Below are 15,462 nucleotides of genomic sequence, written 5' to 3'. Positions count from 1 at the left end.
AGACCCACCTTTCTTTATTTAAGGAATGTCTACTTTGTTTATCAGCCGCCGCCAAACCACTATAACTTCAATTTATATTATCAGCGATATATTTGCGTTCTAAAATATTACTGTATACATGCGTGTAACAATAACTTTATTAGCAGCGATCTTTTTTACTGCTGTTTCATATGCTCAGGTAGCTCATAACAATCTGTTTACAGTAGGCATTGGCGCCGGGTTAATAGGCGGGCTTTACGATGGTAACTATCCTTATAGCTCACTTAAACAGCATGGTAATTTTGGCCTTGGTGCGCCTGATAAGCTCGATGGGGAGTTGGTGGTATTCCAGGGCAGGATCTATCAAACCCAGCATTCAGGCAAGACTTTTCCCGTAGATGACCGTCAGTTAACGCCTTTTGCTATGGTCAACTTCTTTAAGGCCGATAAAAAGATCGCCATCAACAGCGCCCTTAACAAAGAAGGGCTTTTACATTTATTAGATAGTGTTCTTACAAATGTAAATGGTATGTATGCTATTCATATTAGCGGTAAGTTTAATTACATAAAAACGAGGGCCTTCCCACCGGTAAAGGCACATGATCATACGCCACTTGCTGCTATGTTACCTTTGCAACATTTTTTTGAGTTCAACAATGTACAGGGCGATCTGATAGGTTATCGCCTGCCTTCATTTATGGATAACACGAATATCTCGGGTTATCATTTCCATTTTTTAGCTGCACAAAAAGATGCCGGCGGACATATCATCGATGTAAAGGCTGAAAACATCACCATTGAAATTGATGTGCTCGACAGTTATACGGTACATGTACCACCGAGCAGAGATTTTGAGCAATTCGATTTTAAAAAGAACAGGGCGGAAGATATCAAAAGTGTAGAACGCGGCGATAAGAAGCAATAAAGACCATAAATAACAAACTCCGGGGATGTGAAACCTCCCGGAGTTTGCTTAAGTAATTTTTTAGCTGTTGTACTTAGTCCATTTTTGCTACCTGGCCATCAGCGGTATATAAAACCTTTGTTTCAGGATCTCCTTTCAATTTCACCAGGTAAAAAGCTGCGCCGTCTTTATCTACTCTGTATACATCATCAACCATTCTTGCTGCATAAGCCTCTTTTACGGCTGCTGATACGGCATTAGGTATTTCAGATGTTCTTATCTTCATTCCTTTGGCAATTAGCTTACCATCGGCGCCATACTTTGCAAAATGGTCAAGACCGTTTACTTCAAACTTAGCTTTGTATTTGCCATCCTTCAGTTTCCACTCAACATCTTTGGCATTGGGGAAGCCGCTTTTAAAACTTGATTGAATGCCCGCAGGAACATCTTTTTCTTTCACGTTATCCTGAGCATATGCACCGGCCATTAAACCTGCAGTCAACAGGCCTGCAAAGAATATCTTTTTCATACGCATCTTTTTACTGATTTGAATTACAAATAGTAAGCCAAGGAAACAGGAGAGTTGATGATAATTTTACACACTAATGAATTAAATGATATATGTTAAAAATAAGGAGGGACAGGGAAAAATTTTTCCCTGTCCTTTCCCTGAATAGCAGATATTATCTTTGATGCAAATAGATGATCTTATGTACCAGAGAAAAATACCCGAATTGCTGGATTGTGGGCTGGCAGTTTCCATTAAGGTAATTGGCGGAAAATGGAAGGCCTGGATACTTGATTGCATCAGGCGCGACATCAGGCGGCCGAGCGCCATTCACCGTGAAATGCAGGAGGTAAAGCCAAGGATCATTAATCTGCACCTGAAAGAACTTGAGGACTACGGAATAATTTACAAAGAGATCTATGCCGAAGTGCCTGCCCGGGTAGAATACTATTTTACCGAAGTAGGTAAAAGTCTGTTACCTGTTATTGACGTGCTTGAGCTATGGGGTAACACGAATAAGGAATATATTAACCGAAAGCACGCTGATTATAAGGAAGGGTCCTGTGTAATGCTTCCTGAATCGCAACGGCAGAATTAACTGGCGCTGCGCATTACTTTTATAATGGCGGCGTGTTCTTCTTGTCCGAATCCGGCATCTATTGCCCGTTGAAAAATATTTGCTGCAAATTGAGGAAGCTCTTTACTGATCCCTGCTTCTTCAGCTTGTTGCACAAGCAGGTGAAGATCGAGACCAGTAGTGTTGATGGTGCTTTCGGGGTCGGTAAATTTATTATTTTGGATCACCTGACCCATATGTTTTGATTCTGTTGCAAGAATGGGGGAGATGTTATGGATGAGCTCGCCAAATGCATCTGGCCTAAAGCCTTCATTTTCGCAAATAAGCGCACCGTGACAAAAGCCAATCCAATTGCCTGCGAGGTAAGCCATTACTGCCGAAAACAGGACTGCGGAAGTGCCAGGTTCTTCGCCTACGAAGTTTATATTTCCGGCGAGACCTTGTAATTCGGTTACATGTTGACTGAAAATTTCATTATCGCCGCTAATAGTAATGGTGGCCTCATTGGTACCAATCTGGCGGGGCCATGCAAGAATATCTCCGTTTAAACAATTGGCGCCATTTTGTTTTGCCCAGGCATCCAATTCCCGTGCTTCCTTTGGTGTGCCGGTGCTAAGCTGTACAATTGTACGCCCTGCTAATAATTCTTTAACGCCGGCTTCTGCAAATATTTTGATGGTGGCTTTATAGTCCGATACACAAACCAGCAATAGCTGACTGGCTTTAATAGCATCTGTAATGCTTTCTGCAACAAACGCGCCTTTTGCAGCGAGCGAGGCAGCTTTTGATTTGTTCCTGTTCCACACCGTTACTTTAAATTGTTTTGCCAGCATAGCGTTTGCTAAAGCAGAACCCATTGCTCCAAGCCCTATTACGGTTACGCTCTTACTTGTCATTGTATTGATTTTTGATGTTATGATTGAGGCGGCAAATTAGCGCCCCTTGTATTCATCATCAATACGGGATAAAATATTCAGGTAGGGGATAATATTTATCTATATGAGAAGAGGCGCCTGGAAAGGCGCCCCTATTGTGAGAATTCTACTGCAAATAAAGGCTGAACTATTTTTTTACGATCCTTTTAATGATCTTTTGATTTCCGTTAATAAGCTGTACTACATATATACCTGCAGGATATTTGTTGATATGCAATTTGTGCACACTGCCCGATGCAACTCCTGTGTAATATGTTTTGCCGGTAAGGTCTGTTACTACTACCTGCGTTTTTTGTGTTAACTGAGGCAGGGTTATAGTTACTTCATCTTTTGAAGGAACAGGATACACCTGGATCTGCTGCGCCAGTTTGCTTTCTTCAGCAGCTACAGACGTTGTTGTGGCCATACGGGTAGTAGCCGCTGTTCCATACACTTCCAGTTCATAAATAGAATAACCATAAGCCGAACCACGGGCGGTACCGTACATACGAACATACCTGCCTGTAGCCGACAAACCAGTATGGTCATTAGTGAGTGATGTGTTGCCGGTGATCGTTTTTATAGTCGTCCAGTTGGCATTGTCTGCTGATACCTGCACCAGGTAATCTTTGGCAAAGGCGGCTTCCCATACGAATTTGATACGGGAGATGTTATACGACGCGCCCAGGTCAACAGTGATCCACTGCGGATCAACATACATGGTGGCTGACCAGCGGGTGGAGGTATTACCGTCAACCGCATAGTTCCCTTCGAGCCCGGGTTCTTCAACAGACGATACGGTTACGTTCTTATTGAGTGCGATATTGGTTGAAGCGCCTACCAGGGTGCCATATACTTCAAGATCATAAATAGAATAACCATACGTAGTGCCACGGGCGGTACCATATATGCGTACATAACGGCCAGTGCCGTTCAAACCTGTGTAGTCGTTGCTTAATGATGTATTGTTTTGTATATCTTTTAATGTGGTCCAGTTGCTGTTATCGGTAGATACCTGCACCAGGAAGTTTTTACCATAGGCCGCTTCCCAATTGATCTTAATGCGGTTGATGGTATATGTATTACCCAGGTCAACAGTTATCCATTGAGGATCTACACCCAGGGTGCTGGCCCAACGGGTAGTGCCATTACCGTCCACTGCATTGGAGCCGGTAAGCGTACCATCTTCAATAGAAGAAACCGTAACGGTTTTGTTCAGCGCTATATTTTGAGTTCCTGGTGTTCCGCCAAAATCATCGGCAGGGCTAAGCATGTTGTTACGAATGAATAAACCTGCTTCTTTCAGACGGCTGGTTGTCCAGTTGGTGCCAGAACAGGTGCCGCTTGTCCATACAGCGCCGCTTCTTGCATCATCACTGAAATTCCAGTTTGCCCAGCTGATCTTTTTGGTACGCATCAGGTCCATATACCGTTGCGACATGGCAAGGTCATTGGGGCCGTCGCCCGATGCTTCCTGTGTTCCAAATTCAGTAACGAAAATAGGCAGGCGATCGCTGGCCCAGTCGAGGTGGCTTAGGTAAGAATCGCGGTGGTCCTTGGCGTAAAAGTGAAAAGTATACAGCACGTTTGAAAAGGTTAGCGGATTGTTTAAGATCTCCTGGGCGGTGCTGCCTTCCGACAAACCAAGCGAAGACCAGGCGCGGGTGCCTACAATGACAGGTGCATCGTTATCGATGGCCCTTATAACGGGGATCACCTGATCTGCATAGTTCTTGATGGTATTCCAGGTTACGTTGCCATTGGGTTCATTGCAGATCTCATAAAGGATGTTGTTATTGTTCTTGAAGGTGTTTGCCATCTCTGTAAAAAAGGTAATGGCGCGGCTGGTGTTGTAATTAGGATCGCCAGGGGTAAGCATGTGGAAGTCGATCAACGCGTACATACCACGGGCGGTTACTTTGTTCACCAGTGTTTTTACCAGGTTGGTGTAATAGGTGGGATTGGTTTCGTAACCATCTTCCTGAATATACATGGAAATACGGAATACATCTGCGCCCCAATTATACGCCACGGCATCGAGTGAGGCATCGGTAAGGCACTGGTTGTACCATTGTATCCCGTGCGAGCTCATACCGCGCAGCTGAATAGGATAGCCGTTTTGGTTGGTTAATTTAGTGCCAACTACTTTTAGCTGGCCATTGATGGAAACGGGTGTTTGTGCAAACCCCCAGGCACATAGGAAAAGGCTTACAAGCAGGACAATTGGTTTCTTTGGTGTTTTCATGAATCGTTTTATTTACATGGTTCGGAAAAAGACATAGGGGTTGGCCTATCCGGTTAAGGAAAGCGAACAAGTGTGCAAGGGGGTATTAGTGTAAAGGCTGTGAAGAAGGTAACAGTTTGAGAATACAGCTTAGTTTGGCTGTAGGGGTTATAGGGAGCACAAATGTAAGTAAACAGTGCTTACTAACTTTATCTTGTGGATAATAAAAAAATAAAAACGGGCATATTCAAAACAAATTGAATATGCCCGTAAGGCGTGTTAGGATCGTTTATTGCATAACGAATGTTTTGGTTATATTTCCCTCCTTATCTATTGTATGCCAGGTGGTATTTATTAAAACACGTGCAGTACCCTCGGCAAATGAGGTGGCATAATTGTAACGATAGGGGATCACTTCTTTGCCCGCTTTATCAATGTATCCCCATTTCCCTTTTTTGTTGCAAACCGATGCAAAGCCGTCGGCGAAACCATGAGCGTTTGTATAAAGTATGGGTATAACAACAGTGCCCACAGAATCGATGAAACCAAATTCATGTCCGGTGCTAACTACAGCAAGCCCTTCGTGAAATGAATACACTTCAGAATAAGTGGGCTTTACGATCTCATTGCCATGCTTGTCAATAAACCCCCATTTGCCGCCAACTGATATGGCTGCGCGATCTTCGTTAAATGCCAGCGCTTCGTCGTAGATCAGTGGAATAATTACTTTTCCCTGTTCGGTTACAAAACCAAACTTACCGTCTTTTTTTACAAGAGCCAGACCGCAATTGCATGCGTCAACACGGTCGTAATTTTTAGCCCAGGGCTGCGCAACGGCGTAAATGCTTGTTGCGAACAAACATATAAGCAGATAATATTTTTTCATACAATGTGCTTTAAATGCACAGGGAAGTTACTCTGCAAATAAAAGGCAGGGCATGATTTGAAGCAGGAGGTAAGTTGATTGTGGTAAGGCGTAATAATGACATAGTGTTATCGTTACGTAGTTTTAAATTTTCCTCATTTATAGGTTATTTGTAAATATTGTTGTTGATTTGTGGGTCGGACTTTTTGGCAGTATGCCCTCCCAACCATCTAATCGCAACGACTCCCATTTTGTGTCTGCTACACATTAATTATCCCAAGTTTAAGTAAACCAAAACCAAGATCATAAATTATATGTTCTGGAAAAACTCGGCCTATAAAGATTTTTGTTCTAAGTATTATTTGTGCTACATCTATGCCCAATGTCTGCTGCAAAATCAGCATGATGCTGAAGAAGTTGCGCTTCATACATTGTTAGAGATAAGTTTTAATGAGGGGTTGCGCAACGAGGAGGCCATCACTGCGGCGATACGGCGGATCGTTACCAATAAATGCTTTGAAAAAAAGCCCCACCTGAAGGCGTATTATGAAGATGACCTGGCCAATAATACGCAGAGTACAGGAAAGCTTGCAGGCAAATATGAAAACGCCCTTCGGATGGAAAAGAAGTTAACGGCCTGGAAACTATTATCGCGCGCTGAACAAAAAGAGAAAATAAGGGAGTATGCTTCACAATTTAATAATACTGTTAGCCAATACAGCGATCCATACATCACGGATACATGCTTTGAAGAAGACCTGATGACTACTGAGAATGAAGGGGGGCATTTCATTAAAGAGGAAGTAATAATAAAAAGGTTACAGGACCTCGTAAAAATTAAACCTGGTTGCCATTGGAAACGTTTTAAAGAGCAATGCGATTCAGCGAACCCCAAAAAAGTGAATTACCTTAGTATGGCTGCGGCAGCGGCAGCGATAGCAGCGGTAGTAATACCAGTTGTATATCATATATCCATTCAACGGCAGTTTACCCATACCGAATCTGCGATACCGGTTAAACAATATGCTGCCACAGAGCAAGAACCTGAACTTATTTTTCAGGATGGATCTGTCATTAAACCTGATAGGTTGCCTGACGACGCCTTTATTGCTGCAGGCATGCCATTTAAGAAACATGGATCAACATTGGCGTATGTGCCATTTGTACTTAGTGATGAAGTCGCAGACCCGGGCATCATAATATTATCTATTCCGCCATGCAGGCAATATCAGATAACGCTTGCAGATGGTTCTGTGGTAGATCTCAATGCTTCGAGTCAACTACACTTTCCTCTTAAATTTTCTAAAAATGAACGGCGGGTAGAGATGAATGGCGAGGCCTTTTTTAAGGTAAAGGCCAATCTTGAAAACCCATTTTTCGTTAAGTTAAAAGATCAGGTGACTATTAAAGTAACCGGCACCTCGTTTAATATTGATGCATATCGCGAAACCGATTATATAAGAACATCTCTGATTGAAGGGCGTTTACAAATTATCTCAAACGGCAGCAGGGAATCTAAGTTATTACTGCCAGGGCAGCAGGCCAGTTATTCAAAAGGAAGATTTTCAGTTAATAACAGGTTGAATGAAGACCAGATAACGGCGTGGAAAGAAGCGTGGTTTTATTTTGACGATAAATCTATTCCTGAAATTATAGAGGAAATTGAGCACTGGTATAACGTGAAGATTATATACAATGGCATACTGCCTACTGGGCATTTTACTGGTAAGTTTCGAAGGTCAACGCCTCTCCAGGATTTAATTAAGAAGATTTTAAAAGACAGGGAAATTAAAATCGGAAAAACCAGCGACACACTAATCGTTTCAAAGTAATATTAGAAACATGCGTGTGCGTTATATTTTAGGTGTTTTGTTTATGCACTTTTTCATTACAGGAATATCACAACCGATAATTACCGAAAATGAAAACAGAAGAATTACGCTTTCATTCGAAAATGTGCCCCTTTATAAAATCGTTAAGGAGCTGAAATGCGCTTTTTACGCACCTGCAGAGCTGATGGACATTCCCGTGAGTATTCATGTAAAAGATACAAAATTACAGGATGTGCTTGATCTTTTATCGGCCAGGCTTCCGGTTAGATTTTCTTATGCTGATGACATGTTAAGCATGCAATGGAAGCTACTCAATGTTACGGGGGTGGTAGTGGATGTAAATGGCGATCCGTTGCCGGAGGTAATGGTTAGTAATTTAAGAAACCGGGAAAGCGTATATACCGGTTCGAAGGGGCAATTTGAATTGCAGCGTGTTTGTCCGCTTGATACACTGTTAGTTACCCATTTAAATTATGGAAGTAAAAAATATCTGATAGGAGATCACTCAACTATCATAATCGAACTTTCAAAGGTCGTTAATGAACTACCTCCTGTTGTTGTTGTGCATACCGGTTACCAGGAGATACCTCAGGAAAATGTTACCGGTTCCTATATGGTGCTTAGAACGCCTCCGTTTGTTGCTGCACAAGTGCCGACTTTTAATGTGCAAGAAAGTTTTAAATATGGCTTCAGTGGCTATTTACCTGCATTACAAACAAATCCGGGAACAATTGTGAATATGGGCTCCATTCGTGGCCGTAGTACCATTTACAGCAATGCACAGCCATTGGTGGTCCTTGACGATTTTCCTTTTTACGGTGATCTGTATATGCTGAACCCAAATGATATTGAAAGCATCACCATCGCCAAAGATGCATCTGCAACCGCCATTTATGGTACCCGAGCTGCGAACGGTGTTTTTATAATTAAAACTAATAAGGCCAGCAAAAATCAACCTTTAGAGTTTTCGGTCAACAGTTTTTTAACCTATAGTCACCGGCCTGATGTTAATTATATGCCTGCTGTGCAGGCGAAAGATTATGTTTTGCTGGAAGAAAATATGTTCGAAGATCACGTTTATAGAGCTATTGAGAGGTTTAATTTGAATGTACCTGTTACTCCGGTAATAGAAACATTAATTAAGTATAAAAAAGGATACTTTACTGCCGAACAGAAAGATGCCATTCTAAACGATTTCAAAAGCAATGACATCAGGAAGGATATAAAAAAATATTTTTATCGGCCTGCCTTTACGAATCAAAATGCAGTAAGTGTATCAGGTAGCTGTGATAGTTTTACTTATTATGGTTCTATGAGTTATGGCCGCTCTTTCTACAATGAAAAGGGGAATGAGCACAGACGTATAACAGTGCAGGGAAATATGCAGTACCGCAACAAGGCATTTTCCTATAGCACCAGTGTATCTTATTCAGGTAATCGTATCCTGGATAACTTTGTATCACCTCCTGATGGCCCTTCTTATCTGCGGTTGGCAGATGCTGATGGAAGACCTTTGCCTGTGCCTTATCAGTTTCGGAGCACCTATATAGATACGGTAGGAAATGGCAATTTGCACGATTGGCGCATGCGCCCTTTACAGGAATTACGTCTTGCCAATAATGTAAGCAGGAATCAATACTTAATGACCAATGCAAAGGCCGGCTATAAAATTTTTCCTGCACTGCAATTACAGACCTTATACCAATTCAGCCAGTTAAAACTCGATCACGAAATAGAACATAATGCCAGTTCTTATTATGTGCGCAACCTGCGGAATCAATTTGCCCAGGTTACACCATCAGGTATTGTAATGCCCATTCCGGCGGGGGCTATACTTGATGAATATAAATCAAACACCAATGTTAATAACTTACGGGTACAACTGAATTATAATCCCCGATGGAAGAATAATGAATTCACCATTATTGGGGGAACTGAATCGCAAAGATTGAATAGCCGGATCAATACAAGTCGCTTTTATGGCTATAATTTGCCTTACACGCAAACGCCCATCGATTTCAAAACGTATTTTCCACAATATACAAACCCGGCTACACGCAATCAGGTACCCGCAGCTGCGGGACGAAAAGATTCAGTCGATTATTATGTCAGCTATTTTGGTAATGCTTTTTATAACTGGTCAAAGAAAATAACGGTATCATTTTCTTTTCGCCGCGACAAATCGAACCAGTTTGGTAGCAATACTAATCGACACTTTATTCCATTATGGGCTGCAGGGGCGCTGGTACATCTTCATGAATTTAGTTTTTATCCGGAAGAATTTCCTTATTTAAGGCTGCGCGGCTCAATTGGCAAAACCGGCAATGGCAGCTTGCAAACACCATGGAGCGCTACAATCAGCATGGTGAACGATCCTGCAAGCGATCTGCCAATAGCATATATTAATAATCCCGGTAATGCAAACCTGCAATTTGAAGAAATGCGTATGCTCAATATAGGGATCGATATAGTAAACCACCACCATCTTATAAAGGTAAGTATTGATGCTTATAGGAAAAGGGGAAATAAGCTGTTAGATTATTTTAATGCTGACCCAACTTCAGGTATGGGGCTGATAAAAAGTAATACCGGCCGTTTAAGCGGATTTGGTATCGATGTGAATATATATACCATTAATCTGCGAAGCGGGAATATCAGTACATCGAATAAAATAAAAAGGGGATTTGAATGGGAAACAAAGGGGTGGATGAGTTATACTACCAACAAGGTGCAATCGCGGGAACTACTGTTGAATGAAGCCTGGCAATATGTTAACCCTGCTACTTATATTCCGCGTAAGGGATATCCGGTAGATGCCATTTTTGCTTTTCCAATGCGAGGCCTTGATGGCTGGGGCGACCCAATTGGTTATATTGACAATATGGCGAGTGAGGATTATTTGCGTATTATCACTTCGCCTGATCCCCGATCATTAAAGTATATAGGACCCGGTACGCCAAATTTTTTTTGCAGCATTACGAATACCTTACGTTATAGGGACCTAATGCTCTCATTTCAAATAACCGGTAAGTTCAAATATTATTTCAGGCGTACTTCTCTAAATGCTTTTGACCTGTTGAATGGCGCCAGTATACACGGAGATTTTTATAAACGCTGGAAGACGCCAGGTGATGAAAGAATTACTACTGTTCCAGCCTTAAAACCTTACTTTGACGCAAATAGGGAGTTTTTTTATCAATACAGTGAAACTTTAATAGAACGCGGAGACCATATCAGGTTGCAATACCTGCAGTTGATGTATAATTGGAGAAGCCAAAAAAGCAGACAAAACAATACCCGGTTGCAATTGGGAATTACATTGAGCAACGTTGGTATTCTGTGGAGCGCAAATAAGAAACAGCTTGATCCTGATGTCGTAACGGGCATGCTGCCCGATCCCCTCAATGTAAGTTTGTCTGTTACAGCTCATTTTTAACCTGTCATACTTTTAAAACCACAATGAATTACTTCCAACCCATTTTGCTGCTTATCTGTACGTTTGCTATTATCGCCTGTAGCAAGAGAAAATACCTGGAGATTGATCCTAATTCATCAACCATCAAAACCCTGGCCGATTGTCAAAGCCTGTTAAATAATAAAGCTGTTTTTAACGAAACGCCTGTATTGGGTGAAACTTCGACGGATAGCTATTATATAGAAACCCGCCTTTTTTCGTATGTAAGCAAACCAGAGCAAAATGCATATACCTGGAAGGTTGATATTTTTGAAGGGCAGAACAATGTTCCTGATTATTCCATCCCATATTCGCAGGTATACATTGCCAATGAAGTGATAAATGCACTATTGGATATAAATGTGAGCGACATAGAACAAGCTGAAAAGAATAATATTGAAGGCTCAGCCTGTTTTTTACGGGCTTATGCCTTTTATAATTTGTTACAGGTGTTTGCAGTGCCCTACGAAAGTACCACCGCATTGAGCGATAACGGCATTGCACTACCTCTTACGCCCGATATCAATTCTGTATACTCAAGGGCTTCCATGAAGGCCAGTTACGAGCAGGTGATCGCCGACCTGCTACAGGCAAGAAGGTTGCTAAGAGATAAGGTATATCCCAGCCAACCCTCTAAGCCGGCAGCCTATGCTATGCTGGCCAGGGTATTTCTTAGTATGAGAGACTATACGAAAGCTGGTGCTTATGCTGATAGCTGCTTACAACAGTACTCTAAACTTATGGATTATAATTCGCTGAATTATGCAGTAGTTTTTCCAATTTCAAATTTGAATGACGAGATCCTGTATAACAGCAACCTGCTGAGTAGTAATGGGTTTATAGTTGCAAGAACGGGATATGGTTGTATGGTAGATAGCGCCTTATACGCGTCCTACGCTGTTGACGACCTTCGAAGAAATGCTTTTTTTAAGCCATACTCCAATAATCAGCATATATACAGTTCCAGCTATACAGGAAACCAGTTTTCTTTCAGCGGTCTTGCCACCGACGAAGTATACCTGATCAGAGCAGAGTGCAGAGCCCGGATCGGTAACATACAAGGGGCATTGGAAGATCTAAATATCTTATTAAAGAACAGGTACGCAACAAACTCATTTCAACCTTATAGCGCAGCTTCCATAAGGAACGCTGTACAACTGATCCTTGAAGAACGCAAAAAAGAACTCGTATTTCGTGGACTCCGCTGGACAGATCTGAGACGCTTAAACAAAGAAGGCGCCGGAATATGGTTACGCCGCAAAGTGAACGATAATTTATATCAGCTTCCGCCAAATGATCTTCGATATACTTTACCAATACCTGAAGACGCTATCACCGGTAGTAAGATCGTTCAAAACCCAAGAGAATAAAGAATTGTGTGTATTAACGGGGTATTACGTTTTGAAATAATGCCCAAACCGGCTAATATTGCTGCTGGCAACTTAAATTACACATGATCCAGATTTTGAGAAATATATGCCTGATGCTCGTCATCGGCTCTTCTGCTATTGCACAGCAAACCGTAACCACAGGCGTTTCAAGCGAATTGGCAATCCACCGTCGTGCAGAGATAACTGATATTCGTTACCAGCTCGACTTTACAATTCCCGCTACCCAAAACGAAAGTATACAGGCTGCAGAAACTATATACCTGAGTTTGAAAACTAACACACAACCGCTACAGATCGATTTCAAACAGCCGGCCGATCATTTACAAGCATTGACCGTTAATGGCAAAACGATTACGCCGAAGCTCGAAAATGAGCATATTGTTATTGCGCCCACGCATTTGCATAAAGGCAATAATACCATTGGGCTACAATTTACCGCTGGCGATGCTTCGCTGAACCGCAATGCAGATTACCTGTATGCACTGTTCGTTCCCGATCGTGCCCGTACCGTTTTTCCCTGTTTCGATCAGCCCGATCTGAAAGCACGTTTTGCATTGACCTTGCGTGTACCAGCCGACTGGAAAGTATTGGCCAACGGTAAATTGAAAGACAGCGCCCGCAACGGTTCACAAACCATTTATAATTTTACCGATTCAGATCCATTACCTACATACCTTTTCTCTTTTACCGCCGGAAAATATACCCGCGCGCAAAAACAGGTGGGGCGGTATAATGCAGAATTTCTTTATCGCGAAACTGACCCCGGTAGCAATGTAGATTCCATATTTCAGGCTCATGCCGATGCGCTTCGTTTTTTGGAAGCATGGACGGGTATTCGTTATCCTTTTCAGAAAGTTGGTTTTGTGGCCATTCCCGATTTTCAGTTTGGCGGTATGGAGCATCCCGGTGAAGTGCAATACAAAGCGGTATCACTGTTTTTGAAAGAACCTACGAAAGACCAGCTGCTTGCACGCACCAATCTTATTTCGCACGAAACAGCGCATATGTGGTTTGGCGATCTGGTAACCATGCAATGGTTCAATGATGTGTGGATGAAAGAAGTGTTCGCCAATTTTATGGCCGATAAAGTGATTGAGCAATTGATGGGGAAAGAAACGTTCAATTTACAATTTCTGCAAGATCATTATCCCGCCGCTTATGGCGTTGATCGTACGCCTGGCGCCAATCCCATTCGCCAGCAACTCGATAATCTGCAGGAGGCGGGTAGTATGTATGGTAACATCATCTATCATAAAGCTCCCATTATGATGCGGCAGATGGAATTACTGATGGGGAAAGAGAATTTTCAGAAAGGTATAAAAGAATATCTTCATAAATATTCCTACGCCAATGCTACCTGGAACGATCTTGTGCAAATCCTTGCCAAATACAGTAAGTACGATCTTATAAGCTGGAACAAGGTATGGGTAAATCAACCCGGTCGCCCCGTTTTCGATTATACAGTAAGTTATAAAGGCGATAAGATTGATAAACTCAATATAACTCAACGTCCCGAATCGGGTGCGGCGCGCATTTGGCCACAGGCTTTTGCGGTAACGCTGGTGTATGCTGATAGTATTAGCACCATTCCCGTTCATATGAATACTGCCAACATGCAACTGAAAGCTGCGACAGGACTGGCTAAGCCACAGTTTATATTGTTCAATGCAGATGGAATAGGGTATGGACTTTTTCCGGCCGATAAGATCATGCAGGAGCAGATCTTCAGTCTGAAGAGTGCGGTGAGTCGTGCATCTGCTTATGTAAATGTTTATGAGAATGTATTGTCGGGCCGGTATTTGTCGCCCAAAGAATTGCTTGCATTGCTCACCAAAGGTTTAATCAGTGAAAAGGAAGAGACCAATCTCAGAATTCTTACCAGTTACATCACCAGTCTTTATTGGGCGTTTAGTAAGCCCAATGACCGTGCCGCATTTGCGTCGCAGTTAGAAGAGGCATTGTGGAAAGCTATGGAAGAACAAACGCAGCCGAATAATAAAAAGTTATTGTTCAGGGCTTATCAAAATGTGTATACCAGTGAAGTAGCAGGCAAGCGCATGTATGAGGTGTGGAAACAACAGCAGCCGCCTGCAGGTATTAAACTGGCAGAAGAGGATTATATTTCACTGGCGCTTACTATTGCATTGAAGAATGATACTGCATCATCGGTTATAACGCAACAGTGTGACCGCCTGAAAGATGCCGATAAAAAAGCACGCTTAGATTTTCTGTTGCCGGCATTATCGGCCAGCGTTGCAGATAGGGACAGTTTCTTTGCCAGCCTTGCTGAGCGAAAGAACAGGGCAAAGGAAGCCTGGGTAGGAACTGCGCTGGCATATCTTCATCACCCATTACGCCAATCAACCTCATATAAGTATTTGCCTCAAAGTCTTGAACTGGTTGAAGAGATCCAACGCACGGGCGATATCTTCTTTCCGCAAAACTGGTTGAGTTCCACGTTCGGTTCATACCAAACAAAGGAAGCCTGGCAGGTGGTGCAGCAATTCCTGTTAAAGTATCCCAACTACAATCCGAAGCTAAAGGCGAAGATCCTGCAGTCGACCGATAATTTGTACCGGGCGCAGAAGTTGTTGCCATAAGCTATTGCGGGTGGGCGATGGATAATTTCCGATGGGAATATATAGGGCGCCTGTAAGCCACATATGTTGGCGGGTAAGCGTATTTAAACTATTTCGCCGGTTTACAACAGGGCTCTAAATGATCTACACGATTATTGGCTAAATCTGCACGCCTATTGCTAAAACTGCACGCTTGTTAACTCAACCTGCCCTGTAAAACTGATGTAATTACCTT

10 protein-coding genes are annotated in these 15,462 nt (G+C 42.5%); 6 read left to right on the top strand and 4 right to left on the bottom strand.

The genetic code is table 11. From position 1 onward, the window contains the following. Positions 1–118: 118 nt before the first annotated feature. Positions 119–904, top strand: coding sequence for an acetolactate decarboxylase (locus tag GGD38_RS06140; RefSeq protein ID WP_375298898.1), 786 nt, complete (start codon positions 119–121; stop codon positions 902–904). A gap of 73 nt (positions 905–977) precedes the next feature. On the opposite strand, the gene GGD38_RS06135 is transcribed toward GGD38_RS06140, so the two are convergent. After that, entirely contained in the window at positions 978–1,412 is a 435-nt protein-coding gene (locus GGD38_RS06135; RefSeq protein ID WP_375298899.1) for a PepSY-like domain-containing protein, read from the bottom strand. A gap of 181 nt (positions 1,413–1,593) precedes the next feature. Here GGD38_RS06135 and GGD38_RS06130 point away from each other — a divergent pair, with 181 nt between their 5' ends. Continuing rightward, positions 1,594–1,989, top strand: a complete 396-nt coding sequence (locus GGD38_RS06130) for a winged helix-turn-helix transcriptional regulator (RefSeq protein WP_375298900.1) — start codon at positions 1,594–1,596, stop codon at positions 1,987–1,989. Here the strand turns inward: GGD38_RS06130 and GGD38_RS06125 are convergent. The 3 genes from GGD38_RS06125 to GGD38_RS06115 all read right to left on the bottom strand — a co-directional run bounded on the left by GGD38_RS06125 (position 1,986) and on the right by GGD38_RS06115 (position 5,992). After that, on the bottom strand, positions 1,986–2,873 hold the full coding sequence (locus GGD38_RS06125; RefSeq protein WP_375303812.1) for an NAD(P)-dependent oxidoreductase: 888 nt from the start codon (positions 2,871–2,873) through the stop codon (positions 1,986–1,988). The two genes, GGD38_RS06130 and GGD38_RS06125, sit on opposite strands and share 4 nt — an antisense overlap. A gap of 157 nt (positions 2,874–3,030) precedes the next feature. Continuing rightward, positions 3,031–5,127: a cellulase family glycosylhydrolase gene (locus GGD38_RS06120; protein ID WP_375298901.1), complete on the bottom strand. Its 2,097-nt coding sequence runs from the start codon at positions 5,125–5,127 to the stop codon at positions 3,031–3,033. 268 nt (positions 5,128–5,395) lie between these two features. Beyond that, positions 5,396–5,992: a WG repeat-containing protein gene (locus tag GGD38_RS06115; RefSeq protein WP_375298902.1), complete on the bottom strand. Its 597-nt coding sequence runs from the start codon at positions 5,990–5,992 to the stop codon at positions 5,396–5,398. A 293-nt stretch (positions 5,993–6,285) separates the two neighbouring features. Here GGD38_RS06115 and GGD38_RS06110 point away from each other — a divergent pair, with 293 nt between their 5' ends. From GGD38_RS06110 to GGD38_RS06095, 4 genes are all read left to right on the top strand, one after another. After that, positions 6,286–7,803, top strand: coding sequence for a FecR family protein (locus tag GGD38_RS06110; protein ID WP_375298903.1), 1,518 nt, complete (start codon positions 6,286–6,288; stop codon positions 7,801–7,803). A gap of 10 nt (positions 7,804–7,813) precedes the next feature. Next, entirely contained in the window at positions 7,814–11,239 is a 3,426-nt protein-coding gene (locus GGD38_RS06105; protein WP_375298904.1) for a TonB-dependent receptor plug domain-containing protein, read from the top strand. Positions 11,240–11,262: 23 nt separating this feature from the next. Beyond that, on the top strand, positions 11,263–12,627 hold the full coding sequence (locus GGD38_RS06100; RefSeq protein ID WP_375298905.1) for a RagB/SusD family nutrient uptake outer membrane protein: 1,365 nt from the start codon (positions 11,263–11,265) through the stop codon (positions 12,625–12,627). 83 nt (positions 12,628–12,710) lie between these two features. Further along, the gene (locus GGD38_RS06095; RefSeq protein WP_375298906.1) at positions 12,711–15,248 is read left to right on the top strand and encodes a M1 family aminopeptidase; all 2,538 of its coding nucleotides are present in this window, start codon (positions 12,711–12,713) and stop codon (positions 15,246–15,248) included. Positions 15,249–15,462: the final 214 nt, after the last annotated feature.

This window comes from Niastella sp. OAS944, assembly GCA_024809215.1.
Taxonomy (GTDB): domain Bacteria; phylum Bacteroidota; class Bacteroidia; order Chitinophagales; family Chitinophagaceae; genus Niastella.
The sequence above is the reverse complement of the archived record's forward strand: the minus strand, read 5'-3'. Positions and strand labels throughout refer to the sequence as shown.